Annotated in this window: 19 protein-coding genes; 16 read left to right on the forward strand and 3 right to left on the reverse strand. The window is 74.2% G+C overall.

Annotation, left to right across the window (positions count from 1 at the left end; translation table 11 throughout):
* A complete protein-coding gene (locus OG309_RS12770; RefSeq protein WP_329428285.1) occupies positions 1-180 on the reverse strand; it encodes a hypothetical protein in 180 nt (59 codons plus the stop codon).
* 259 nt (positions 181-439) lie between these two features.
* Here OG309_RS12770 and OG309_RS12775 point away from each other — a divergent pair, with 259 nt between their 5' ends.
* Positions 440-3,553 (forward strand): beta-N-acetylglucosaminidase domain-containing protein, encoded by a 3,114-nt coding sequence (locus OG309_RS12775; protein ID WP_329420652.1) that lies wholly within the window; start codon positions 440-442, stop codon positions 3,551-3,553.
* 67 nt (positions 3,554-3,620) lie between these two features.
* On the opposite strand, the gene OG309_RS12780 is transcribed toward OG309_RS12775, so the two are convergent.
* Positions 3,621-4,184 carry an HNH endonuclease gene (locus tag OG309_RS12780; protein WP_329420653.1) on the reverse strand — a complete coding sequence of 188 codons (564 nt, stop codon included), beginning with the start codon at positions 4,182-4,184 and terminating at the stop codon, positions 3,621-3,623.
* A 258-nt stretch (positions 4,185-4,442) separates the two neighbouring features.
* Between OG309_RS12780 and OG309_RS12785 the strand changes: the two genes are divergently transcribed.
* The 14 genes from OG309_RS12785 (at position 4,443) to OG309_RS12850 (ending at position 23,133) form a co-directional block, all read left to right on the forward strand.
* A complete protein-coding gene (locus OG309_RS12785) occupies positions 4,443-5,507 on the forward strand; it encodes a mechanosensitive ion channel family protein (RefSeq protein WP_329428286.1) in 1,065 nt (354 codons plus the stop codon).
* Between the two features lie 166 nt (positions 5,508-5,673).
* Positions 5,674-6,894: an ROK family transcriptional regulator gene (locus OG309_RS12790; RefSeq protein WP_329420654.1), complete on the forward strand. Its 1,221-nt coding sequence runs from the start codon at positions 5,674-5,676 to the stop codon at positions 6,892-6,894.
* A gap of 50 nt (positions 6,895-6,944) precedes the next feature.
* Positions 6,945-8,288 (forward strand): ABC transporter substrate-binding protein, encoded by a 1,344-nt coding sequence (locus tag OG309_RS12795; protein WP_329420655.1) that lies wholly within the window; start codon positions 6,945-6,947, stop codon positions 8,286-8,288.
* A gap of 7 nt (positions 8,289-8,295) precedes the next feature.
* A complete protein-coding gene (locus OG309_RS12800) occupies positions 8,296-9,237 on the forward strand; it encodes a carbohydrate ABC transporter permease (RefSeq protein ID WP_329420657.1) in 942 nt (313 codons plus the stop codon).
* 3 nt (positions 9,238-9,240) lie between these two features.
* The gene (locus OG309_RS12805; RefSeq protein ID WP_329420658.1) at positions 9,241-10,143 is read left to right on the forward strand and encodes a carbohydrate ABC transporter permease; all 903 of its coding nucleotides are present in this window, start codon (positions 9,241-9,243) and stop codon (positions 10,141-10,143) included.
* 9 nt (positions 10,144-10,152) lie between these two features.
* The gene (locus tag OG309_RS12810) at positions 10,153-11,418 is read left to right on the forward strand and encodes a 6-phospho-beta-glucosidase (protein WP_329420660.1); all 1,266 of its coding nucleotides are present in this window, start codon (positions 10,153-10,155) and stop codon (positions 11,416-11,418) included.
* On the forward strand, positions 11,409-12,383 hold the full coding sequence (locus OG309_RS12815; protein WP_329420662.1) for an N-acetylglucosamine kinase: 975 nt from the start codon (positions 11,409-11,411) through the stop codon (positions 12,381-12,383). The genes OG309_RS12810 and OG309_RS12815 overlap by 10 nt, the downstream gene beginning before the upstream one ends.
* A gap of 295 nt (positions 12,384-12,678) precedes the next feature.
* A complete protein-coding gene (locus OG309_RS12820; RefSeq protein ID WP_443067558.1) occupies positions 12,679-14,115 on the forward strand; it encodes a hypothetical protein in 1,437 nt (478 codons plus the stop codon).
* 11 nt (positions 14,116-14,126) lie between these two features.
* On the forward strand, positions 14,127-15,263 hold the full coding sequence (locus tag OG309_RS12825) for a glutamate ABC transporter substrate-binding protein (RefSeq protein ID WP_443067559.1): 1,137 nt from the start codon (positions 14,127-14,129) through the stop codon (positions 15,261-15,263).
* Between the two features lie 15 nt (positions 15,264-15,278).
* Positions 15,279-16,556 (forward strand): hypothetical protein, encoded by a 1,278-nt coding sequence (locus OG309_RS12830; RefSeq protein ID WP_329420663.1) that lies wholly within the window; start codon positions 15,279-15,281, stop codon positions 16,554-16,556.
* A 59-nt stretch (positions 16,557-16,615) separates the two neighbouring features.
* The gene (locus OG309_RS12835; RefSeq protein ID WP_329428291.1) at positions 16,616-19,036 is read left to right on the forward strand and encodes a tetratricopeptide repeat protein; all 2,421 of its coding nucleotides are present in this window, start codon (positions 16,616-16,618) and stop codon (positions 19,034-19,036) included.
* A gap of 2 nt (positions 19,037-19,038) precedes the next feature.
* A complete protein-coding gene (locus tag OG309_RS12840) occupies positions 19,039-20,415 on the forward strand; it encodes a PP2C family serine/threonine-protein phosphatase (RefSeq protein WP_329420664.1) in 1,377 nt (458 codons plus the stop codon).
* Between the two features lie 90 nt (positions 20,416-20,505).
* Positions 20,506-21,831, forward strand: a complete 1,326-nt coding sequence (locus OG309_RS12845; RefSeq protein WP_329420665.1) for a vWA domain-containing protein — start codon at positions 20,506-20,508, stop codon at positions 21,829-21,831.
* Positions 21,832-21,900: 69 nt separating this feature from the next.
* Complete coding sequence (locus OG309_RS12850) at positions 21,901-23,133, forward strand: FHA domain-containing protein (RefSeq protein ID WP_329420666.1); 1,233 nt, start codon at positions 21,901-21,903, stop codon at positions 23,131-23,133.
* 6 nt (positions 23,134-23,139) lie between these two features.
* Here OG309_RS12850 and OG309_RS12855 read toward each other — a convergent pair whose 3' ends face one another.
* Entirely contained in the window at positions 23,140-24,105 is a 966-nt protein-coding gene (locus OG309_RS12855; protein WP_329420667.1) for a methyltransferase domain-containing protein, read from the reverse strand.
* Between the two features lie 109 nt (positions 24,106-24,214).
* On the opposite strand from OG309_RS12855, the gene OG309_RS12860 reads away from it, so the two are divergent.
* Complete coding sequence (locus OG309_RS12860; RefSeq protein WP_329420669.1) at positions 24,215-24,619, forward strand: globin; 405 nt, start codon at positions 24,215-24,217, stop codon at positions 24,617-24,619.
* Positions 24,620-24,701 lie beyond the last annotated feature (82 nt).

A 24,701-nucleotide genomic window follows, 5' to 3' on the forward strand; every position in this document is an offset into this window, starting at 1 on the left:
TCACACTCCGGGTGACTCCGTACCGCCCGCGGTGCCCCGGGCGGTGGGTTCGCTGGTCAGGGGGGCCGCTTCGATCAGCGGCGGCTCGCTGGTGAGGGGCGCGGCGTCGGCGAGGGGCGGTTCGCTGGTGAGCGGGCCCTGCCGCGGGATCCGGATCGGTGCGAGGGTCTGCTCGCGTATCCGGGGGGCGGAGTGGTCGGTCGCGTTCACGGGATCTCCCGGGTCGTCTCGACGGTCTCGACAGGTAAGACAAGGGGGACAGCACGGGAAGCCTTACCCATCGCTCCCCGTTTTACCGGCGGAACTTGACGAATCGACGCCACCTCGCCGAAAGCCCGTGGGGCAAACCGGGCAGTTCGACCAGGCGCATTGACACTCCGTCGACCCGGATGGTGGGCTCGTCATCGAATCGTGACCCACGGGACCGGAGGGAGCCCCCGTGCACTTCGGACACAGGAGGCGGACGGCGACCGCGGTGGCCGTCGCGGTCATCGGCGGCCTGCTCGGCGTCGGCGTGCCGGGCCCCGCCCAGGCGGCGCCGGACACACCCGTCGCACCGGCCCCTCCCGCCACCGCCGCCCCGACGGCGCGGACGGCCGGTCCGAACGCCCCGACGGCCGGGCCGCCGTCGGTCTGGCCGCGGCCCCAGTCCCTGACGGCAGCGGGCGAGGCCGTGGCGCTCGGCCCCGAGGTGACGCTGCTGGCCGCCCCGGACGCCGACCCGTACGCCGTCGCCGCGTTGCGCGCGCTGCTGCGGGGCGCAGGGGTGCGGACCGTCCACGAGGCGCTGCCCGGGCGGGGCGCGGTGGTCCGGGTGGGCGAGGACGCCGACGGGGCGCGCGAGGCGCTGGGCGCCCTGCGGGTGGCCGGGCGGGGCGACCTGCCGGACGGCGGCTACCGGCTCGCGACGGGCCGCTTCCAGGGCCGGGACACGGTCGTGCTCGACGGGGTCGGCGAAGACGGCCTGTTCCACGCCGTGCAGACGCTGCGTCAGCTGGTCCGCACCGACGGGAGCCTGCCGGGCGTCCGGGTGCGGGACTGGCCCGGCACCGCCGTGCGCGGGGTCACCGAGGGCTTCTACGGGCGCCCCTGGAGCCGTGAGCAGCGGCTGGCTCAGGTCGACTTCCTGGGCCGCACCAAGCAGAACCGCTATCTGTACGCGCCCGGGGACGACCCGTACCGCCAGACGCTGTGGCGCGAGGCCTACCCGGCCGCCGAGCGGGCCGCGTTCCGTGAGCTCGCCGACCGGGCCCGCGCCCAGCACGTGACGCTGGCCTGGGCGGTCTCCCCCGCCCAGGCCATGTGCCTGTCCTCGGACCGGGACCTGACGGCGCTCACCGGGAAGCTGGACGCCATGTGGGCGCTGGGGGTGCGCGCCTTCCAGCTCCAGTTCCAGGACGTCAGCTACAGCGAGTGGCACTGCTCGGCGGACGCCGAGGCCTTCGGGCGCGGCCCCGAGGCGGCCGCCCGGGCGCAGGCGCGCGTGGCGGGGGCCGTCGCCCGGCACCTGGCCGAGCGGCACCCGGGGGCGGAGCCGCTGTCGCTGATGCCGACGGAGTACTACCAGGACGGTGCGACGGAGTACCGGACGGCGCTGGCCGAGGCCCTCGACCCGCGGGTTCAGGTGGCGTGGACGGGCGTCGGGGCGGTGCCGCGGACCATCACCGGGCGCGAGCTGGCCGGGGCCCGCGACGTGCTGCGGCATCCGCTGGTCACCATGGACAACTACCCGGTCAACGACTACGCCCAGGACCGCCTCTTCCTCGGTCCCGCCACGGGCCGGGAGCCGGCCGTCGCCGCCGGCAGCGCCGCGTTCCTGGCCAACGCCATGGAGCAGGCCACGGCCTCGCGCGTGCCGCTGTTCACGGCCGCCGACTTCGCCTGGAACCCGAAGGGCTACCGGCCGCAGGAGTCCTGGCGGGCGGCGGTGGAGGACCTGGCGGGTCCGGACCCGGCCGCGCGCGCGGCGCTGGCGGCGCTCGCCGGGAACGGCGCCTCCTCGCTGCTCGCCCCGGACGCCGAGTCGGCCTATCTGAAGCCGCTGACGGACGCCTTCTGGGCCTCCCGCACCGGCGCGGGAGGCGAGGCCGCCCGGGAGCGGGCGGCACGGGAGCTGCGGTCCGCGTTCACCGTGATGCGCGAGGCGCCCCGGCGGCTGGCCGGGACGGCGGGCGGCGCGCTCGGCGCGGAGGCGGGCCCGTGGCTGGAGCAGCTGGCGCGGTACGGGCAGGCGGGCGAGACGGCCGTCGACATGCTGCTCGCGCAGGCGCGCGGCGACGGCGCCGGGGCGTGGCGGGCCCAGCTGGAGCTGGAGCGGCGGCGGGAGGCGCTGGAGGGGAGCGCGGTGACCGTCGGCAAGGGCGTGCTCGACCCGTTCCTCACGCGCGCGGCGACGGAGTCGGCGGCCTGGACGGGCGCCGACCGGGAGCGCGGCCCGGGGCTGAAGTCGGACGCGGCGGACGGCGCGTACACGGTCCGGCTCGAACGGGCCCGGCCGGTGGAGACGGTCACCGTGATGACGGAGCCCGGCACCGGTTCGGGCGGCACCCTGGAGGCCCTGGTGCCCGGCGAGGGCTGGCGGGCGGTCGGCCCGCTGGCGCCCTCCGGGTGGACGCAGGCGGACCTGGCGGGGCTGCGGGCGGACGCGGTGCGGATCACGTGGAGCGGGCCGGCGGGGCGGGTGCGGTCGCTGGTGCCGTGGTTCGCCGACGAGCCGCGGGCCGCCCTGGAACTGGCGCGGGCGCAGACCGACGCGGAGATCGGCGGCCCGCCCGTACGCGTGTCCGCGACCCTGGAGGGGCGGCGGGCGGCCGAGGTGCGCGGGGCGCTGACCGCGCGGGCGCCGAAGGGGATCACGGTGCGGCTGCCCAAGGAGGCGCTGGTGCCGCGCGGTGCGCGGACGGCGGTGCCGCTGGAGGTGTCGGTCGCCGCGGGCACGCCGGCCGGGTCGTACCCGGTCCCGGTGGCGTTCGCGGGCGAGGAGCGGGTCCTGACGGTGCGGGCGTTCCCGAGGACGGCGGGCCCGGACCTGGCTCCGGCGGGCACGGCCTCGTCCTCGGGCGACGAGACGCCCGACTTCCCGGCCGCGCTGGCCGTGGACGGCGATCCGGCGACCCGCTGGTCCTCGCCGGCCGAGGACGGCGCCTGGTGGCAGCTGGAGCTGGCGGAGCCGGCCCGGGTGGGCCGGGTGGTGCTGCACTGGCAGGACGCCTACGCGAGCCGCTACCGGGTGCAGGTCTCCCCCGACGGGCGGAACTGGCGCACGGCCGCCACGGTCCCCGACGGGCGGGGCGGACGGGAGTCGGTGCGGATGGACGCGCCGGACACCCGCTTCCTGCGGGTGCAGGGCGACGGGCGGGCGACGGAGTACGGCTATTCGCTGTGGTCGGTGGAGGCCTATGCGGTGGCGGAGCCGCCGGGGAAGGGGGCCGGCAACCCGCCCGGCACCCCCGGCACCCCGGCGGACGCCCCGGCGCCGGACGCACCGGGGTCCGGCGCACCGGCTTCGGACGCCTCGGAAGGGGGGCGGGGCGCCCCGCCCGGTTCCCCCTGACCTTCCCGTAAGGGAAGACTCCGCTCAGGGGAGACGCGCGGAACGCCCGGAACGCGAAAGGCCCGGCTCAACTCGTCGTCACGACCCCCTGGGGGGTGGTGACGGCCGAGTCGATCCGGGCCAGCGCGTCGTCCGCGCCGTACGGCTGGAGGTAGGGCAGCCACCGCGGGTCGCGATGGCCGGTCCCGATGATCCGCCAGGCCAGTCCGGTCGGCGGGGCGGGTTGGTGCCGCAGCCGCCAGCCCAGCTCGCGCAGGTGCCGGTCGGCTTTGACGTGGTTGCAGCGGCGGCAGGCCGCCACGACGTTCTCCCAGGCGTGCGTCCCCCCGCGGCTGCGCGGAATGACGTGGTCGACGCTGGTTGCGACGCCACCGCAGTACATGCAGCGCCCGCCGTCGCGGGCGAAGAGTGCTCTGCGGGTCAAGGGAACGGGCCCCCGGTAGGGGACCCGCACGAACCGTTTGAGGCGCACCACACTGGGTGCGGCGACGACACGGCTCTCGCTGTGCAGGAAGGCGCCGGACTCCTCGAGGCAGAGTGCCTTGTTCTCCAGGACGAGGACGAGCGCGCGGCGGAGCGGTACGACGCCGAGCGGCTCGTACGACGCGTTGAGGACCAGGACATGCGGCACGGATGCCTCCTATGACGCCGGCGGCGCGTGGCTCGCGCCGGGACGAAACTGCTCTCAGTCTCTCCTCATGCCTGGTCGGTGCGCCACCACGTGGGGGTAACGGGCCCGAGGTGTTCTCGACCACATCGGCGGGCATCCGGGAGTCTTCACCCGTCGTGGTCCGTCTTCCCCTGTGCACACACCGACCGGGGCGCGCCGTGCCCCCGTTACTGTGGACGGATTGCCCGCCCCTGCCCTGGAGGTCCCCCCGTGCCCCCCGTGCTCTGGTCCGCCCTGCCGACCGCCGACGCACCGCCGACCGTTCCGGTGACGCTGGACGAGGCCGCCGAGACGGCGACGAACGCCGCCGGGTGGGTCGAGCAGAACTGGTCCACCTGGCTGAACACGGGTCTGCGGATCGTGCTGATCCTGGTCGTGGCCCTGACCCTGCGGATGCTGATACGGCGGGCCCTGACGAAGCTGATAGAGCGGATGAACCGCTCGGCGCAGGCGGTGGAGGGGACGGCCCTCGGCGGTCTCCTGGTCAACGCCGAGCGGCGCCGGCAGCGCTCGGAGGCCATCGGCTCGGTGCTGCGTTCGGTCGCCTCGTTCCTCATCCTCGGCACCGCCGGTCTGATGATCCTGGGCGCCTTCAAGATCGACCTGGCGCCGCTGCTGGCCTCGGCCGGTGTGGCCGGTGTGGCGATCGGTTTCGGCGCGCGCAACCTGGTGACGGACTTCCTCTCCGGCGTCTTCATGATCCTGGAGGACCAGTACGGGGTGGGCGACTCGATCGACGCGGGCGTCGCCTCCGGCGAGGTGGTCGAGGTCGGCCTGCGGGTGACGAAGCTGCGCGGGGTCGACGGCGAGATCTGGTACGTCCGCAACGGCGAGATCAAGCGGATCGGCAACCTCAGCCAGGGCTGGGCGACCGCGGGGGTGGACGTGACGGTCCGCCCGACGGAGGACCTGGACCGGGTGTCGGCGGTGATCGCCGAGGCGACCGACGCCATGTCGAAGGAAGAGCCGTGGAACGAGCGCCTGTGGGGCCCGGTGGAGATCCTGGGCCTGAGCGAGGTGCTGCTCGACTCGATGACGATCCGGCTCTCGGCCAAGACGATGCCGGGCAAGAAGCTGGGCGTGGAGCGCGAGCTGCGCTGGCGGGTCAAGCGCGCCCTGGACGCGGCGGGCATCCGGATCGTCGGCGGCGTGCTCCCGGCCCAGGCCGAGGACTCGCCGGCCGACCCGTCGGCGGGCGTGGCGGCCCCGTCGGCCTTCGCCTCCCCGACCTCCCCCCAGTCGACGGCGGCCACGCCGCTGCCGAGGCCTGACCTGACCAAGTAGCCGCTCCCGGTACGCGCGAAGGGGCGTCCCGCCGATGATGGCGGGGCGCCCCTGCGCGCGTCGGGTCGTGGCGGCCCTCTTGACGCCCCGGTGACGGGCGTCTTACCTTCCTCCCAACCCAATAGGAAACTTTCCTAACAGTGCAGCGGGACGAGGCGGATCCGACATGGCAGGTACGACCCCGGGAACCCCCGGAACCCCGCGCGTCCTGCGCGCCATGAACGACCGCGCCGCCCTCGAACTGCTCCTGGTGCACGGGCCCCTGTCGCGGACCCGGATCGGCAAGCTGACCGGCCTCTCCAAGCCGACCGCCTCGCAGCTGCTCGCCCGCCTCGAAGCGGCCGGGCTCGTGGTCGAGACCGGCACCACCGCCGGGCGCCCCGGACCCAACGCGCAGCTGTACGCGGTGAACCCGCGGGCCGCCCACGCGGCGGGGCTCGACGTCACGCCGCGCCGGATCCGCGCGGCCGTCGCCGACGTCACCGGCGAGGTGGTCGGCGAGTTCGAGCTGCCGACGCCCGGCCGTACGGCGGAGGGCGGCGTGGTCCGGCAGGTCGTCGACGCCCTCGCCGGGGCCGTCGCCGCCGCCGGGCTGGGCGGCCTCGCCGACGTGCACCGGCTCGTCATCGGCACCCCCGGCGCCTTCGACCCGGCCACCGGGCGCCTGCGCTACGCCTCCCACCTGCCCGGCTGGCACTCCCCCACCCTCCTGGAGGAGCTGGCCGTCGCCCTGCCCATGCCGTTCGAGTACGAGAACGACGTCAACCTCGTCGCCATCGCCGAGCAGCGCCTGGGAGCCGCCCACGGCCACGAGGACTTCGTGCTGCTGTGGAGCGAGACCGGCGTCGGCGCGGCCCTCGTGCTCGGCGGGCGGCTGCACCGCGGCTTCACCGGCGGCGCCGGCGAGGTCGGCTTCCTGCCCGTGCCCGGCACCCCGCTGGTGCGCCAGGTCACCAAGGCCAACTCCGGCGGCTTCCAGGAGCTGGCCGGCGTCCAGGCCATCCCCCGGATCGCCAAGTCCCTCGGCATCGACACCCGCGAGCAGCCGTACGTGGAGACCGCGGCCGCGCTGCTCGCGCACGCCGCCACCGCGCACACCGGGGACGAGCGGTACGCCCGGCTCCTCGACTGCTACGCCGAACGCCTCGCCACCGGACTCGCCTCCCTCGTCGCCGTGCTCGACCCCGAGCTCCTCGTGCTCGCCGGCCTCGCGATCACCGCGGGCGGCGAACCGCTGCGGGCCCGCGTCCAGACCCAGCTCGCCGACCTGGCCGCCTCCCGGCCACGGCTCGTCCTCGCCACCGTGGAGCCGACCCCCGTGCTGCGGGGCGCGCTCGAAAGCGCCCTCGCCGCCACCCGGGACGAGGTCTTCGACACCTCCCGCTAGCCCCGAACCGCCCCCGCCACCGCCCCCCGCCCGTTCCAGGGAGACCCTCCATGCCCGCACGCCGACGCCGGCTCGCCGCCCCGCTCGCCGCCACCGCCTCCATAGCGCTCTTCGCCTCCGCCTGTACGGGATCGGCGAACAACGAGTCCAAGGACGACCCCAACGCCAAGACGACGATCACCTTCTGGCACGGCTGGAACGCCCCGTCAGAGGTGAAGGCGATCAACGACAACATCGCCCGCTTCATGAAGGCCCACCCGAACATCAAGGTCGACGTCATCGGCGGCATCAACGACGACAAGCTCAACCAGGCGCTGCGCACCGGCGGTTCGAAGGGCCCCGACGTCGTCTCCTCCTTCACGACCTCCAACGTCGGCAAGTTCTGCTCCTCCGGCGCCTTCGCCGACCTGAAGCCGTTCATCGAGAAGTCCAAGCTGGACCTCGACAAGATCATCCCGAAGACGCTGCTCCAGTACACGCAGTTCGAGGGCAAGCGGTGCGCGATGCCGCTGCTCACCGACGCGTACGGCCTCTACTACAACAAGGACGCCTTCAAGAAGGCCGGCCTGGACCCCGAGAAGCCGCCGCGCACCTACTCCGAGCTGCTGACCACCGCCAAGGCGCTGACGAAGACCAAGGGCGACTCCTACGAGCAGCTCGGCTTCATGCCGAACTACCACGGCTACGAGACCACCACCGAGCACTACCTGGGCAGCTGGGGCCCGACCTACTTCGACGCGAACGGCAAGTCGACCGTCGGCACCGACCCGGCCGTCGCCGAGATGATGACCGTCCAGAAGAAGATGGTCGACGAGCTCGGCGGCTACGAGAAGCTGGAGAAGTACCGCACCACCTTCGGCGACGAGTGGAACGCCAAGCACCCCTTCCACACCGGTCAGGTCGCCATGCAGATGGACGGCGAGTGGCGGCTCGGCATGGCCACCGACGCCAAGGTGCCCTTCGACATCGGCGTCGCCCCCATGCCCGTACCGGACAGCCAGGCAGCCGACTACGGCAAGGGCTTCCTCTCCGGCACGGTCATGGGCATCGCCCCCCAGAGCAAGAAGCAGAACGCCGCCTGGGAACTGATCAAGTTCATGACCACGGACACCGACGCCGTCGTGGGCTTCGCCAACGACATCCGCAACGTGCCCTCCACCTTCGAGGCCCTGAAGTCGCCGAACCTGAAGTTCGACCCGCGCTTCAAGACCTTCCTCGACATCGCCCGGCACGAGAAGTCCAACACCCCGGCCGGCGCGGTCAACGGCGCGACCCACCTCAACACGCTCCAGGACTTCGCCCTCCAGTACGAGAAGGGCTCGGTGACCGACCTCAAGGCCGGCCTGGCGAAGACCGCCGAGCAGATCGACACCGACATCGCCAAGGCGAAGTAGCCGACCGATGGACACCAACACCCTCCGCGCGAAGCGCCGCAGGTCGGCGCTTCGGACGGCGGCCTTCATGTCGCCGTGGCTGATCGGGTTCGGCGTCTTCTTCGCCTACCCGATGGTCTCCACCGTCTACTTCTCCTTCATGGACTACGACGGCTTCACCGCCCCGTCCTTCAACGGCCTGGACAACTGGACGTACGTCCTCCGGGACTACCCCATGTTCTGGCCGGCCCTGCGCAACACCCTGTGGCTGGTCGTCGTGATGGTCGCCTGCCGGGTCGTCTTCGGACTCGGCGTCGGCCTGCTCATCACGAAGATCAAGACGGGTGCCGGGGTCTTCCGCACCCTGTTCTACCTGCCCTACCTGGCCCCGCCGGTCGCGGCCACGCTCGCCTTCGTCTTCCTGCTCAACCCCGGCACGGGACCGGCCAACTCGCTGCTCGAAGGGGTCGGCATCTCCGGCCCCGGCTGGTTCACCGACGCCGCCTGGTCCAAGCCCGCGCTCACCATGCTCGCGGTCTGGGGCGTCGGCGACCTCATGGTCATCTTCATGGCCGCCCTGCTCGACGTACCGAAGGAGCAGTACGAGGCGGCCGAGCTGGACGGGGCCTCGGCCCTCCAGCGGTTCCGGTACGTGACCCTGCCGAACATCTCGCCGATCGTGATGTTCGCCGTGGTCACCGGCGTCATCCAGGCGATGCAGTACTACACCCAGCCGTTCGTGGCCGCGAAGGTCGCCTCCGGCGTCATGGGCGGCTCCGGCCAGCAGTTCGAACCCGGCTACCCGGACAAGTCCACGCTGACCCTGCCCCAGCTCGTCTACAACCTCGGCTTCCAGCGCTTCGACTACGGAGCGGCCTGCGCCATCGCCCTCGTCCTCTTCGCCCTGGCCATGCTCTTCACCGGGCTGCTCATGCGCCGCCGCGGCGGTCTGATCCAGGCAGGTGACTGACCCGTGAGCCAGGTACTCGACTCCCCCAAGGCGCCGGCCCGGCCGGCCGACGGGGTCACCCCCGCCGCCCGTACCGCCCGCCGCAAGGCCCTGCTGCACTGGATCGCGGTGCACTCGCTCGGCGTCGCGGCCGCGCTGTTCTTCGTGCTGCCGTTCGTCTTCGTCCTGTTCACCTCGCTGATGAGCGACCAGCAGACGCTCACCCGCGACCTCACCCCGGACACCTGGGAGTGGGGCAACTACGTCCGCGTCTTCGAGACCCCGGGCTTCCTCACCTGGTGGCGCAACACCCTGCTGTACGCGGGGCTCGGCACCGTCCTGACCGTGGTGTCCTCGATCCCGGTGGCGTACGCGCTCGCCAAGTTCCGCTTCCGCGGGCGCAACCTCTCGCTGATCCTGGTGATCTCGATGATGATGCTGCCGCCGCAGGTCGTGATCATCCCGATGTACCTGTTCTGGGCCAAGGAACTGGACCTGTCCGGCACGCTGTGGCCGCTGATCATCCCGATGGCCTTCGGCGACGCGTTCTCCATCTTCCTGCTGCGCCAGTTCCTGCTGACCATCCCGAACGAATACCTCGACGCGGCCCGTGTGGACGGCTGCGGCGAACTGCGCACCCTCGTCAGGGTCGTGCTGCCGATGGCGAAGCCGGGGATCGCGGCCGTCGCGCTCTTCCAGTTCTTCGCCGCGTGGAACGACTACTTCGGACCGCAGATCTACGCCTCGGAGAACCCGGGGGCGTGGACCCTGAGCTACGGCCTGGAGTCCTTCAAGGGCGCGCACCACACCGACTGGAATCTGACCATGGCCGCGACCGTCCTGGTCATGGCCCCCGTGATCCTCGTCTTCTTCTTCGCCCAGAAGGCGTTCGTCGAGGGTGTCACGCTGACCGGAGTGAAGGGCTAGCCGACTGTTATGAAGCTCGCTGTCGTGGGGGGCGGCTCCACCTACACCCCCGAACTGATCGACGGTTTCGCGCGCTTGCGCGACACCCTGCCCATCACCGAACTCGTCCTCGTCGACCCGGCCGCCGACCGGCTCGACCTGGTCGGCGGCCTCGCCCGGCGGATCTTCGCCAAGCAGGGGCACGAGGGCCGGATCGTCACCACCTCGGACCTCGACGCGGGGGTCGACGGCGCGGACGCCGTCCTGCTCCAGCTGCGCGTCGGCGGGCAGGCCGCCCGCGAACAGGACGAGACCTGGCCGCTGGAGTGCGGCTGCGTCGGCCAGGAGACCACCGGCGCCGGCGGCCTCGCCAAGGCGCTGCGCACGGTCCCCGTGGTCCTGGACATCGCCGAACGGGTGCGCCGCACCAACCCGGACGCCTGGATCATCGACTTCACCAACCCGGTCGGCATCGTCACCCGGGCGCTGCTCCAGGCCGGGCACAAGGCGATCGGCCTGTGCAACGTGGCGATCGGCTTCCAGCGCAGGTTCGCCGCGCTGCTGGACGTCTCTCCCGGCGAGGTCCACCTCGACCACGTCGGCCTGAACCACCTGACCTGGGAGACCGGGGTACGGCTCGGCGGTCCCGAGGGCGAGGACGTGCTGCCCCGGCTGCTCGCCGAGCACGGCGAGGCCATCGCGGCCGACCTGCGCATGGACCGGGAGCTCGTGGACCGGCTCGGCGTCGTCCCCTCCTACTACCTGCGCTACTTCTACGCGCACGACGCCGTCGTGCGGGAGCTCGGTTCCAAGCCCTCACGGGCCGCCGAGGTCGCCGCGATGGAGAAGCAGCTCCTGGAGATGTACGGGGACCCCGCGCTCGACGAGAAGCCGGCGCTGCTCGGCAAGCGCGGCGGCGCCTTCTACTCGGAGGCGGCCGTGGACCTGGCCGCCTCGCTCCTCGGCGGGGGCGGCTCCCCGTACCAGGTGGTGAACACGTACAACCGCGGCACGCTGCCGTTCCTGCCGGACGACGCCGTGATCGAGGTGCAGGCCGCGGTGGGCGCGACCGGTGCCGCACCGCTGGCGGTGCCGCGGCTCGACCCGCTGTACGCGGGACTGGTCTCCCACGTCACCGCGTACGAGGACCTGGCGCTCGACGCCGCCCTGAAGGGCGGCCGGGACCGGGTGTTCAAGGCGCTCCTCGCGCACCCGCTGGTGGGACAGTTCGACTCCGCGGAAGCGCTCACCGACCGGCTGATCGCGCACAACCGGGAGCACCTCGCGTGGGCGTGAGAAGGGTGGCGCTGGCCGTCGACGCCGGCAACAGCAAGACCGACGTCGCCGTCGTCGCCGAGGACGGCACCGTCCTCGGCGCGGCGCGCGGCGGCGGGTTCCAGCCCCCCGTGGTGGGGGTGGGGACGGCCGTCGACGCGCTCGCCGAGATCGTCGGCCGGGCCTGTGCCGAGGCCGGGACGCCGGCCGAGTTCGAGGTGGTCGCGGCCTGCCTCGCCAACGCCGACCTCCCGGTGGAGGAGGCCGAGCTGAAGGCGGCCCTGGAGGCGCGCGGCTGGAGCCGCTCGGTCCACGTCCACAACGACACCTTCGCCATCCTGCGGGCCGGGATCGACGAGCCGCGCGGGGTGGCCGTGGTGTGCGGGGCGGGGATCAACTGCGTCGGCATGCTGCCGGACGGGCGGACCGCCCGGTTCCCCGCGATCGGGAAGATCTCCGGCGACTGGGGCGGTGGCGGCGGACTCGCCGACGAGGCCCTGTGGTTCGCGGCGCGCGCCGAGGACGGGCGGGGCGAGCCCACGGAGCTCGTCCGCACCCTGCCGGGGCACTTCGGTCTGCCGACGATGTACGCGCTGATCGAGGCGCTGCACCTGGGGCGGATCCCGGTGGAGCGGAGGCACGAGCTGACGCCGGTGCTGTTCCGTACGAGCGCGGGGGGCGACCCGGTCGCCGGGGCCCTGGTCGACCGGCTGGCCGACGAGGTCGTGGCGCTGGCCGCGGTCGCCCTCGGGCGGCTGGGGCTGCTCGACGAGGCGGCCCCGGTGATGCTGGGCGGCAGCGTGCTGGCCGCCCGCCATCCGCGGCTGGACGCGCGGATCGCGGAACTCCTCGCGGCGAAGGCCCCGAAGGCGGTGATCGGTGTGGTGACCGCTCCGCCGGTGCTGGGCGCGGGGCTGCTGGCCCTGGACGCCTGGGGCGCGGCTCCCGGCGCGGCGGCGCGGCTGCGGGAGCACTACGGGGCCTGACCGGCGCGGGCGGTGCGGATGCGGGGCGTTCCCTCACGGGGCGCCCCGCACGCATGTTCACTCGTACGAGCGACGTTCGAGAAGGAACCGATTCCGGTCGGGCGACGTATTCAAAGTGAGGGATGTGTGAAGGGGGGTTCGCCTGCGGAAGCTCCGCAGGCATGCGGCACGATAGGAACAAGATCGAGTCAATCCCGGTGTGCGGGCGGGTCGCTGCGGCCATACTGCTGGCCGGGAGGCGTCCGCCGCTCCGCCGGAAGGACAGGTCGACGTCTCAGACCGAGGGGGAGGTCACGTGACACACCCGCCGAACGCGCCCGCCGCCTCGGCGGCGCAGGGCGCCACCAGCGCGGCCGCTCGACCGGGTTCCGGCGTGCCCGCACAGGCGGGGGCGGGGACCCCGGCCGAGGTGCCGCCGCCCGCCGCGCCCGGCGCCTGGGCGCAGGGCCGCGAGCTGCTGCGCCGGGCCGCCACGACCGAGCCGGGCCGGCTGCGCGTGCTGGGCGCCGTCCTGGCCCTGCTCGTCGTCGCCTTCGGGGCCGTCACCGCCTTCGAGGTCGCCGACCGCGCCTCGTACGCGGACGACGTGGTGGGGCGCAGCCAGCCGCTGAGCGCCGACGCCGCCGACATCTACCGCTCGCTCGCCGACGCCGACGCCACCGCCGCGAGCGGGTTCCTGGCCGGCCCGCAGGAGTCCGCGCAGATCCGCGAGCGGTACGCGGACGACGTCACCACCGCCTCCCGGCTCCTGGTGAAGGCCGCCGCCAGCACCGACGCCGCCGGCGACTCGGCCCGCGAGCTGGCCACGCTCAGCGAGCACCTGCCCCGCTACACCGGCCTGGTGGAGCGGGCCCGCGCCGCCAACCGGCAGGGCCTGCCCCTGGGCGGCGCCTATCTGCGCTACGCCAACCAGACGATGGCCCAGGAGCTGCTGCCGGCCGCCGAGCGGCTGTACGCGGCGGAGACCCTGCGGCTGCACCAGGACGACGACGAGGCCCGCGTCTGGCCGTTCCTCTCGCTCGCCCTCGGCCTGCTGGCGCTCGCCGTCCTGGTCTGGGCCCAGCGCCGCGGCTACGCGCAGACCAACCGGGTGTTCAACCGCGGGCTGCTCGGCGCGACCGCCGCCTGTGTGGTCGGCCTGGTGTGGCTGCTCGCCGGACAGGGCCTGGCCCGCGCGGGCCTCGACGACGCCCGGACGCACGGCCAGGACTCCCTCCAGGTGCTCAACGAGGCCCGGATCAGCTCCCTGAAGGCCCGCGCCAGCGAGAACCTGACCGTCGTCGCGCGCGGCGCCGTGCTCACCGAGGACGGCAAGCGCGACAAGTACGAGGCGGACTACGCGACGAGCGTCTCCGCCCTGACCGCCGCCCTCGACTCGGCGACCCGGCTCGCCGACGACGAGGAGGGCCGCGCCCCGCTCACCGAGGCCGCCGCCCGGGCCGGCGAGTGGCGCGAACGGCACGCCCAGGCGCGGGAGAAGGACGACGCCGGCGACTTCGACGGCGCGATGCAGCGGATCGTCGGCCCGACGGACTCGACCGGCCGGTCCTTCGACCAGGTCGACGCGGCCCTCGGCCGGGCCCTCGCCCACGAACAGGACGAGTTCACCCGGGCCGCCGAGGGCGGCCGGGACGCGCTGACCGGGCTGCCGCTGGGCGCGGCCGTCCTCGGCGTCCTCGGCGCGGCCTGCGCCGTGACGGGCATCAACCGCAGACTGTCGGAGTACCGGTGAGAGGGGGCGGAATGCCGGACGGCGTCGCGCACACGAGCCCGGCGGGCCGGGTGCCGGACCGCACCGCGCCCGCGGGCCCGGCGGGGGTCCGCGTCACCGCGTGCCGGGTCGCCGGACGCCTGCGCGGCTGGGGCGGCGTCGCCGCCATGGCCACGGTCTGCGCGCTGACCGCCTCGCTGACCCTGCTCTCGCTGCCGCACGCGGCCCCCGGCGCCCCGTCGGCCGGCGTCACGGGCCCCGGGGTGGGCACCGGCCTGCAGGTGCGGGCGGAGACCGCGGAGAGCTGCGAGAGCCCCGAGGCCTCGCTGCCCCCGTCCGGGGTCGACGGCCCCGCCGTGGCGGCCGTCAAGCAGCGCGGCAAGCTGATCGTGGGCGTCGACCAGAACAGCTACCGCTGGGGCTACCGCACGCCCGCCACGACCAAGGTGCTGCCCGACGGGCGCAAGGAGACCACCCCCGGGCGGCTCGTGGGCTTCGACATCGACCTGGCCCGGGCCATCGCCAAGGACATCCTCGGCGACGAGGACGCCATCGTCTTCCGGACCATCCCGACCAACCAGCGGATCGCCGCCCTGGAGAGCCGCAAGGTCGACCTCGTGGTCCGCACGATGACGATCAACTGCAAGCGCATCCAGCAGGTCGCCTTCTCCACCGCCTACTTCCAGGTCGGGCAGCAGATCCTCGCGCCCAAGGACTCGGAGATCACCGGCTACGACGCCTCCCTCAGCGGCAAGCGGGTCTGCACCGCGGAGGGCTCCACGGCCTACGAGGCCCTGGAGGAGAAGTCGTTCGGCGCGGTCTTCAAGGACGTGGGCGACGGCACCAAGGACGACCCGGACCAGCTGACCGTCCCCAACCAGCTGGACTGCCTGGCCCGGCTGCAGATGGGCGAGGTCGACGCGGTCCTCACGGACAACGCGCTGGCCGCCGGCCAGGCCGCCCAGGACCCGGCCGTCGAGCTCAAGGGAAAGCCGTTCACCACCGAGTACTACGGAGTGGCCGCCAAGCTGGGCGACGACGACCTGGTCCGCCGGGTCAACAAGGTCCTGGTGGACTACCGGCAGGGCCCCTGGCAGAAGGCGTACGAGACCTGGCTGAAGGCGGACCTGCCCGGGATATCCGGGCCGCCCGCACCCAAGTACAAGTAGAGCGAGAGGTGATCGATGGGCGTCACGGGACCCCCTGGGCCGGTGATGGACCGGGACGAGGTGGACCGTGCGCTGGCGCGGCTCGGCGCGGAGCACAAGGCCGTCGAGGACTCGCTCCTCGCGCTCCAGGACCACGCCGGCCGCAGACTGCTCGAAGGCGCCGAGCTGACCGGGACCACCCGGGACCGCTGGCAGTCCACCGAGCGGACGATCACCCTGCTCTGGGCGTACTTCGACGCGTACACCGCCGCGCTGCACGCCGCCCGTGAGCTGCGCGCCCGGCGCCGCTGGCCCGGCCGCGAGGAGCTCGCCGAGCTCACCGAACGGCTGCGCGGCGACAGCGTGCACGTCCCGGGCGGTGCGCTGGAACAGGCGGCGCTGTCCGAGCGGTTCACCCTCGAACGGCTGGTGCGGCGGATGAACGAGCTGTACGCGGCCTCGCTCGACGTGGTCGTCACCGCCGACGCCGTCTGGTCGGCGCTGCCCGCGCGGATAGACCTGCTCGCCGCCGAGCTGGGCCGTACCCGCTCCCTCGCGCACTCCGTCGGAGTGCGGCCCGGGGAGCACCCGGCCGGGGACGAGCTGGAGGCGATCACGGCCGAGCTGACCGCGCTGCGCTCCCAGGTGGTGTCCGACCCGCTCGCCTTCTGGCGTTCCGCGGCGGGCAGTTCGGCCCCGGGCGGCGGACGCCCGGACACCGCACGGTACGACCGGGCGGCCCGCGCCCTGGAGGACATCCGGCGGGAGATCGAGGCCGTGCTCCAGGTCCGGCAGGACTCGGAGGACCGGCTGCTGCGCCTGCGGGACGTGCTGTCCCGGGCGGACCGCACGCTCGCGGAGGCCCGCGCCGCCCGCGGCGAGGTCCTCGCGAAGATCGCCGCCTCGGAGGTGCCGGCCGTCAGCGGACCGCCGACGGCCCTGCACGAGCGTCTGGTCGCCGCCGCCGAGTACCGCAGGCACGCCCAGTGGCACCGGCTCTCCCCGCTCCTGGACTCCCTGGAGCGGGAGGCGGAGGACGAACTGCTGCGCGCCCGCGAGTCGTTGACCGCGGTGACGGCGCCGCTGGCCGTCCGCGCGGAACTGCGCGGCCGGCTCGACGCGTACAAGGCGAAGGTGGCCCGGCTCGGCGCGGCGGAGGACCCGCTGCTGATCGAGCGGTACGACGCGGCCCGCCGGATGCTGTGGAGCGCCCCGTGCGATCTGCGGGTGGCCGAGCAGGCGGTCCTGCGCTACCAGCAGGCGGCGACGGAGACACTGTCCGGGCCGAGGGACGACAGGGGGAACCAGTGGTGAGCGGGGAGACCGGAGTGAGCAGCTGTCAGCGTCCGTCGTGCGAGGGCTCGTACGAGGACATGGGCGGCGGCGAGCTGTACTGCGACACCTGCGGTCTCGCCCCCGTCGTCGCGCCCGGGGGGCTGCTCGCCTCCACCCCGACGGGGCTCGCGGCGGCCGGGCGGGGGGCCGACCGGTCCGAGTCGTCCCGGTCGAGCTCACGCGCCTCCTCCCACAGCTCCTCGCGCTCCTCGACCTCGCGGCGTTCCGTCTCCGGGCGCCTGTCGCGCTCGCTGTCCGGGCAGAGCACGGCCCGCTCGGTGTCGGTGCGCAGCTCCGGCGCGACCGGCGGCCAGTCCGGCCGGGGCCGGCTCGGCGCGGGCCTGGTGACCGTCCCCGAGGTGCCGCGCCCCGACCCGCGGGCCGCGGTGATGGCGAACCCCGAGGTGCCCGAGCGGAAGCGATTCTGCTCCCGCTCCGACTGCGGGGCGCCGGTGGGCCGTTCGCGCGGCGACCGGGCCGGCCGCACGGAGGGCTTCTGCACCAAGTGCGGGCACCCCTACTCCTTCGTGCCGAAGCTGCGCGGCGGGGACGTGGTGCACGGACAGTACGAGGTCGCGGGCTGCCTCGCGCACGGCGGCCTCGGTTGGATCTACCTCGCGGTGGACCGGGCGGTCTCCGACCGCTGGGTGGTCCTCAAGGGCCTGCTCGACACCGGCGACCAGGACGCCATGGCGGCGGCGATCTCCGAGCGCCGATTCCTCGCCGAGATCGAGCACTCCAACATCGTCCGCATCTACAACTTCGTCGAGCACCTCGACCAGCGCACCGGCTCCATGGACGGCTACATCGTCATGGAGTACGTGGGCGGCAAGTCCCTCAAGGAGATCGCCAACGACCGGCGCACCCCCGACGGGCGCCGCGACCCGCTGCCGGTCGAGCAGGCCTGCGCGTACGGCATCGAGGCCCTGGAGGCCCTCGGCCACCTGCACAGCCGCAACCTGCTCTACTGCGACTTCAAGGTCGACAACGCGATCCAGACCGAGGACCAGCTGAAGCTGATCGACATGGGCGCGGTCCGGCGGATGGACGACGACGAGTCGGCGATCTACGGCACGGTCGGCTACCAGGCGCCCGAGGTCGCCGAGCTCGGCCCGTCGGTGGCGAGCGACCTGTACACGGTCGCACGCACCCTGGCCGTGCTGACCTTCGACTTCCAGGGCTACACGAACGTCTTCGTCGACTCGCTGCCCGAGCCCGACGGCATCGAGGTGCTGCGCACCTACGAGTCGTTCTACCGCCTGCTCGTGCGCGCCACCGACCCCGACCCGGGGCGCCGGTTCGCCTCCGCGCAGGAGATGGCCGAGCAGCTGACGGGCGTGCTGCGGGAGGTCGTCGCCCTGCAGTCGGGCCGCCCGCGCCCGGCCCTGTCGACGCTGTTCGGCGCGGAGACCCGGGTCACCGACACCGAGCTGTTCGAGGAGCACACGGACGACGTGTCGGTCCTCGGGGCACGCGCCCCCCGGCGGGCCCGCAAGGCGCTGCCGACGTCCGTCGCCGGTCGGGGCGGCAGCTTCCTGCGCCCGCTCGGCGTGCCCGCGACCGCGCTGGCGCTGCCGGTGCCGCGGGTGGACCCGGGCGACCCCAACGCCGGTTTCCTCGCCGGTCTGCTGGCCGCGGCCCCCGCCGAGCTGATCACTGCCCTGCGCGCCGCGCCCGTCGCCTCGCTCGAACTGCGGCTGCGCGAGCTGCGGGCCCGGCTGGAGATGGGCGACGTCACCGAGGCCGGCCGGGCGCTCGCCGCCCTGGAGGAGCGGCACCCGGACGACTGGCGGGTGGTCTGGTACCGGGGCGTCACCTCGCTGGTCACCGGCGACCAGGCCGGCGCCGCGCTCTCCTTCGACGCGATCTACGACGCCTTCCCCGGCGAGCCGGCGCCCAAGCTGGCGCTCGGCATCTGCGCCGAGTTCCTGGGCCAGCTGGACAACGCGGCGGAGTACTACCGCCTGGTGTGGGCGACCGACCCGAGCTACGTCAGCGCCGCGTTCGGCCTGGCCCGGGTGCAGCTGGCGGCGGGCGACCGGGCCGCCGCGGTGCGCACCCTGGAGTCGGTGCCGGAGTCGTCCATCCACTACACGGCGGCCCGGGTCGCCGCGGTCCGGGCCCGGCTGCGCCGCCGTCCCGCGAACGAGCCGCTGGGCGCCGACCTGACGGCCGCCGCCGCGCAGGTCTCGGCCCTGCAGGGCTTCGGCCTGGACGCGGTGCGCCGCGAGCGGCTCTCCACGGAGGTGCTGGGCACGGCCCTGGACTGGGTGCTGTCCGGGAGCCCCGGCGCGGGTCCCGCCGGCACCGTGCTGCTCGGCAGCGCACTGGACGAGCGCGGACTGCGCTTCGGCCTCGAACGCTCGTACCGGGTGCTCGCCCGGCTCGCCCAGCAGGGCGAGGAGAGGATCGAACTGGTGGAGCGGGCCAACCGTTTCCGCCCCAGGACGTGGGTGTGAGTATGTCCCTGAAGCCCAAGCAGCCGCACCCCATGGGGACCTGCCCCGAGTGCGCGGAGCCGCTCGAGTCGGGCGACCGCTTCTGCGGGGCCTGCGGATACGACCTGTCGGCGGCTCCGGAGCCGGAGCCCGCGACGGACCGCCCGACGGTGCCGATCAGCCTGCCGGTGGACTGGCCCGAGGCGCCGCCCCGGGACCCCGGGTCGCTGACCACGGCCACCCAGCACCCCGGCGAGCTTCCGGGCACCGACTCGGGCGGCCGGGACCTGCCGACGGTCCCGGTCCGCACCGACGGCCTGCCGGAACCCGCCGCCGCGCCTGCCGGCCCCGTCGACCCCGCCGCGGGCCCCGCCGGGAACGCCGGGCAGACCGGAAGCCCCGGCGGGGGTCCCGCCGAACCCCCCACCACGGACGGGGACTTCACCCTCGCCGCGCCCGATCCGCGTGCCGCGCTCCAGGGCGAGGCCGACGGCCGGAAGCTGTGCGTGGCGTGCCGTACGGGCCGGGTGGACCGCGACGGGTACTGCGAGCACTGCGGGCACGCCCAGCCGCGCGAGCGGGACCACATGGAGGAGGAGCTGTCCTCGGTCGCCGCCGTGAGCGACCGCGGACTGCGCCACCACCGCAACGAGGACGCCTTCGCCGTGTCCTCGACCGCGCTGCCCGACGGCTCCCCCGCCACGCTCGCCATCGTCTGCGACGGGGTGTCCTCGGCGACCCGCCCCGACGAGGCGTCCGCCGCCGCGGCGGCCGCCGCCGACGCCGCGCTGCTCGCCGCACTGCCCCGCGGGACCCACCCGCAGCAGGCCATGCACGAGGCGATCGTGGCCGCCGCCGAGGCCGTCAACTCCCTGGCGGAGGAGACCGTCAAGGAGCGCGAGCACCAGAACTCCCCGGCCTGCACCATCGTCGGCTCGATCGTGGCGGGCGGCCTGCTCGTCGTCGGCTGGGTCGGCGACAGCCGGGCCTACTGGGTGCCGGACGACCGCACCTCGCCGCCCGCCCGGCTCACCGAGGACGACTCGTGGGCCGCGCAGATGGTCGCCGCGGGCCTGATGAACGAGGCGGAGGCGTACGCGGACGAACGCGCCCACGCCATCACCGGCTGGCTCGGCGCCGACGCGTACGAACTGGAGCCGCACACGGCCTCGTTCAAGCCGGACCGGCCCGGCGTGGTCGTGGTCTGCACCGACGGCCTGTGGAACTACGCGGAAGGCGCCGAGGACATGGCCCGGGTCGTCCCCCCGGACGCCGCCGGGCGCCCGCTGCACGGCGCGCAGGTCCTGGTGGGCCACGCCCTCGACGGCGGAGGCCACGACAACGTCACGGTCGCGCTGCTGCCGTTCACCCTGCCGTCCACGGGGGCAGGATCGGCCTGAGGCCGCGCCCGTCCCGTTCCCGACCCCGAGACCCGAGACCCGACCTTCCCTTCATCTCACGTCTCCCGTGAGCCGAGGAGCCGCATCACCATGGCCAACTTCTCCAAGCCGACCGGGCCGCAGTTCTCGGTGGACGTCTACCAGAACGAGTACCTGCCCGAGGGCGGCCGGGACGTCAACGCGATCGTCACCGTCACCTCCACCGGGGGCGGCACCGCCGCGGGACCGGTCACGCCGGGCGGCGGTTCCGCCGCCGTCGTCCTGATGCTCGACTGCTCCGGGTCGATGGACTACCCGGCGTCCAAGATGCGCGGCGCCCGCGAGGCGGCCGCCGCCGCGATCGACACCCTGCGCGACGGCACCTCCTTCGCCGTCGTCGCCGGCACGCACCTCGCCAAGGAGGTGTACCCGGGCGGGCGGCGGCTCGCCGTCGCCGACGCCCGCACCCGGGCCGAGGCCAAGGACGCGCTGCGCGGCCTGAGCGCCGGCGGCGGCACGGCCATCGGCACCTGGCTGCGGCTCGCCGCCGGGCTGCTCGCCTCGGCCGACGTGTCGATCCGGCACGGCATCCTGCTCACCGACGGGCGCAACGAGCACGAGTCGCCCCAGGACCTGCGGGACGCCCTCGACTCCTGCGCGGGCCGCTTCACCTGCGACGCGCGCGGGGTGGGGACCGACTGGGAGGTCAAGGAGGTCACCGGCATCGCCTCGGCGCTGCTCGGCACGGCCGACATCGTCGCCGATCCGGCCGGTCTCGCCGCGGACTTCACCACGATGATGGAGCACGCCATGGGCAAGGAGGTCGCGGACGTCGCGCTGCGCCTGTGGACCCCGGTCGGCGTGGAGATCGGCTTCGTGAAGCAGGTGGCGCCGACGGTCGACGACCTGACCGGCCGGCGCACCGAGGCGGGCCCGCGCGCCGGGGACTACCCGACCGGCTCGTGGGGCGACGAGTCCCGCGACTACCACGTCTCCGTCCGGGTCCCGCAGGCCGCGATCGGGCAGGAGATGCTGGCCGCCCGGGTCTCGCTGATCGTCCCCGACCCGGCGGGCGGCGCGCCGACGACGCTGTCCCAGGGACTGGTACGGGCGGTGTGGACCGACGACATGGTGATGTCCACGTCCATCAACCCGCAGGTCGCCCACTACACCGGGCAGGCCGAGCTCGCCGACGCGATCCAGGAGGGCCTGGACGCGCGCAAATCGGGCGATCGGGACGGGGCGACGGCCAAGCTGGGGCGTGCGGTGCAGCTCGCGGCGGTCTCCGGCAACGCCGATACGGCGAAACTCCTTTCGAAGGTAGTGGACGTGGTCGACGCGGCGACGGGTACTGTGCGGTTGAAGGCGAAGGTCGCGGAAGCGGACGAGATGACTCTCGAGACGCGCTCCACCAAGACCGTTCGCGTGAAGAAGTAGCGCGCCGAGAAACACCCAGAGACACCCAGAGACAACGCTCGACGGACGACGAGAGGGGGAAGCACCGACATGCCGACCTGCCCGAACGGACACCAGTCGGTCTCCGACGACTGGTGCGAGGTCTGCGGCCATCGCATGGCCGGGGCGGGTGCGCCGACGGGTGCCGTACCGCCGCCTCCCCCGCCGCCGCCGCCCGCGTACGGATACCCCGGCCCCGGAGGTCCCGTACCGCCGCCGCCCGCGCCCGGAGGCTACGGGGGCCCGGGGGGCTTCGACGCTCCCGGGGGTTACGACGGCCCCGGAGGTCCCGGGGGTTACGACCCGAACGCGACCGCCCAGGCCGAGCTGTGCCCGCAGTGCCGGACGCCGCGCGAGCACATGGCGCCGTTCTGCGAGGAGTGCCGCTGGAACTTCCTCACGAACACGGCGACCTCGTACACGCCGATCGCCCCGCACCCGCAGCAGGGCCCGCCGCCCGCGCTCAACCTGCCGCCGGGCTTCCAGTCGCCGCCGCAGCCGCCGCAGCCCCAGCACCCGCAGCAGCGGCCGTCGCACCCGGACCCCTACGAGTACCAGGGCTCGCGCCCCTCGCAGGTGAACCGTCCGGCCGAGCCGCTGGGCGCCGACCCGACCCACCACCAGGCGCCGCCGCAGCGTCCGCCGCTGGCCCCGCAGCCGCCGCAGGCCCCGCAGGCGTTCCACCAGGCGCCTCCGCCGCCGCCCGTGCCGCAGCAGCCTCAGCAGCCGATGCCGCCGCAGCCGCGCGCGGACGACGACTGGATGATCTCCCCGCCGTCGCAGCCGCAGCCCCCGGCGCCCCCGCCGCCGGCCCCCGCGCCGCCGACCGGTCCGGTCCCGCAGGGCCCGCCGGCGCAGTTCCGGCAGCCGGGTCCGCCCGCGGGGTGGACGGCCACGATCGGCCCGGACCGCGACTACTTCATGGCGATGATGCAGCGCAGCGGCCCGGAGGCGACCGGGCTCAACCTGCCCGCGTACTCGCCGGAGCAGCACATCCGGCTCCAGGGCAACCAGATCGGCATCGGCCGCCGCCGGCACTCCACCGGCGAGTCGCCCGACATCGACCTGTCGGTGCCGCCGGAGGACCCGGGCGTCTCGCACCAGCACGCGGTGCTCGTGCAGCAGCCGGACGGCTCGTGGGCGGTGGTGGACCAGAACTCCACCAACGGCACCACGATCAACGGCTCCGCCGACCCGATCCAGCCCTATGTGCCGGTACAGCTCCAGGACGGCGACCGGGTGCACGTCGGCGCCTGGACGACGATCACCGTCCGGTACGGCTGAGGCCCGCTACAGGTCCGGCAGGGGCCAGGCGTACGGCCCCTCGGGGTCGTCCAGCCAGGCCCACTGCCGCCCGCCGCTCACCGTCACCCCGAAGCGCTCCCGCTCCGGCCGCCGTTCGCGCAGCCAGAGCGAGAGCGCTTCGCGCGGGTCGAGGCCCCCGGTCGCCAGGGTCGCCAGGAAGCGGAAGCCCTCGTCCTCGTGCATCCGCCGCGGCACCCCTCCGAGGCGCGGGCGCAGGGTGCGGGCGTTGCCGCCGCGCAGGGCGACGAAGTAGGCGGCGGTCGGCAGGAAGCGCCCCTCCGCGTGATCCGGTCCGGTCACCCGCAGCAGGACGAGCCCGGTGGACAGCGGCGTGAGGACGAGGGCGTCCGGCCGGCACTGGACGAGCCAGGAGTACGGGACGGAGGGCACCGCGCAGGTGGCCACGACCCGGTCGTAGGGGGCGTGCTCGGGGCAGCCGCGGGCGCCGTCGCCGGTGACCACGGCGGGCCGGTACCCGGCGGCGGCCAGGTGGACGCGGGCGGACTCGGCGATCTCCTCGTCCAGGTCGACGGTGGTGACGTGCCGGTCGCCGAGGCGGTCGCAGAGCAGCGCCGCGTGGTAGCCGGTGCCCGCGCCGATCTCCAGGACGTCCTGGCCGTCGCGGACGTCGAGCGCCTCCAGCATCTGGGCCATGAGGGAGGGCTGGCTCGCGGAGGAGACCAGCTCGCCGTCCCTGACCCGGGTCGCGAGGGCGGTGTCGCGGTAGGCGCCGCGCAGCCAGCGGGTGCGGCGGGCGGGGTCGGGGTCGCCGGACCAGAGGCGTTCGTAGCCGCCGGCGCCGGGCACGTAGTAGAAGGGCACGAAGAGGTGGCGCGGGACCCGGCCGAACGCGTCCCGCCAGGCGGGGTCGCGCAGCTCGCCGTACGCCTCGATCTCGCGCACGAGCGCCCGCCGCGCCCGCGCGGCCTCCTCGGCGAACATCTCGGGCATGGATCCACTGTGCTGCGACCCGCACCGTTCCGGCCACCCCTCGCGGGCCGCGGAGGCGGAGGGTCCTAAGCCTCGGGTCCTCCGCCGGGGCATCTGAGACGATGGAACGGTGAACGAGATTCCGCGCGGCACGCTTCAGGAGCAGACCTTCTACGAGCAGGTGGGTGGCGAGGAGACCTTCCGGCGCCTGGTCCGCCGCTTCTACCAGGGAGTCGCGGAGGACCCGCTGCTGCGGCCGATGTACCCGGAGGAGGACCTCGGTCCCGCGGAGGAGCGCCTGGTGCTCTTCCTCATCCAGTACTGGGGCGGCCCCCGCACCTACAGCGACCACCGCGGCCACCCCCGGCTGCGGATGCGGCACGCCCCGTTCACGGTCGACCGGGCGGCGCACGACGCGTGGCTGCGGCACATGCGGGACGCGGTGGACGCGCTGGGGCTCGCGCCGGAGCACGAGGCGCAGCTGTGGCGGTACCTGACCTACGCGGCCGCCTCGATGGTGAATACCGCCGAGTAATCGGCGCCGCCTGATGATCGCCACCGCGGAGTGACACATTCCGGTGACGGAGTCCCGGATAACGGTCACGATCGCATCAAGG

Origin of the sequence: Streptomyces sp. NBC_01268, assembly GCF_036240795.1 — a bacterium.
GTDB lineage: Bacteria > Actinomycetota > Actinomycetes > Streptomycetales > Streptomycetaceae > Streptomyces.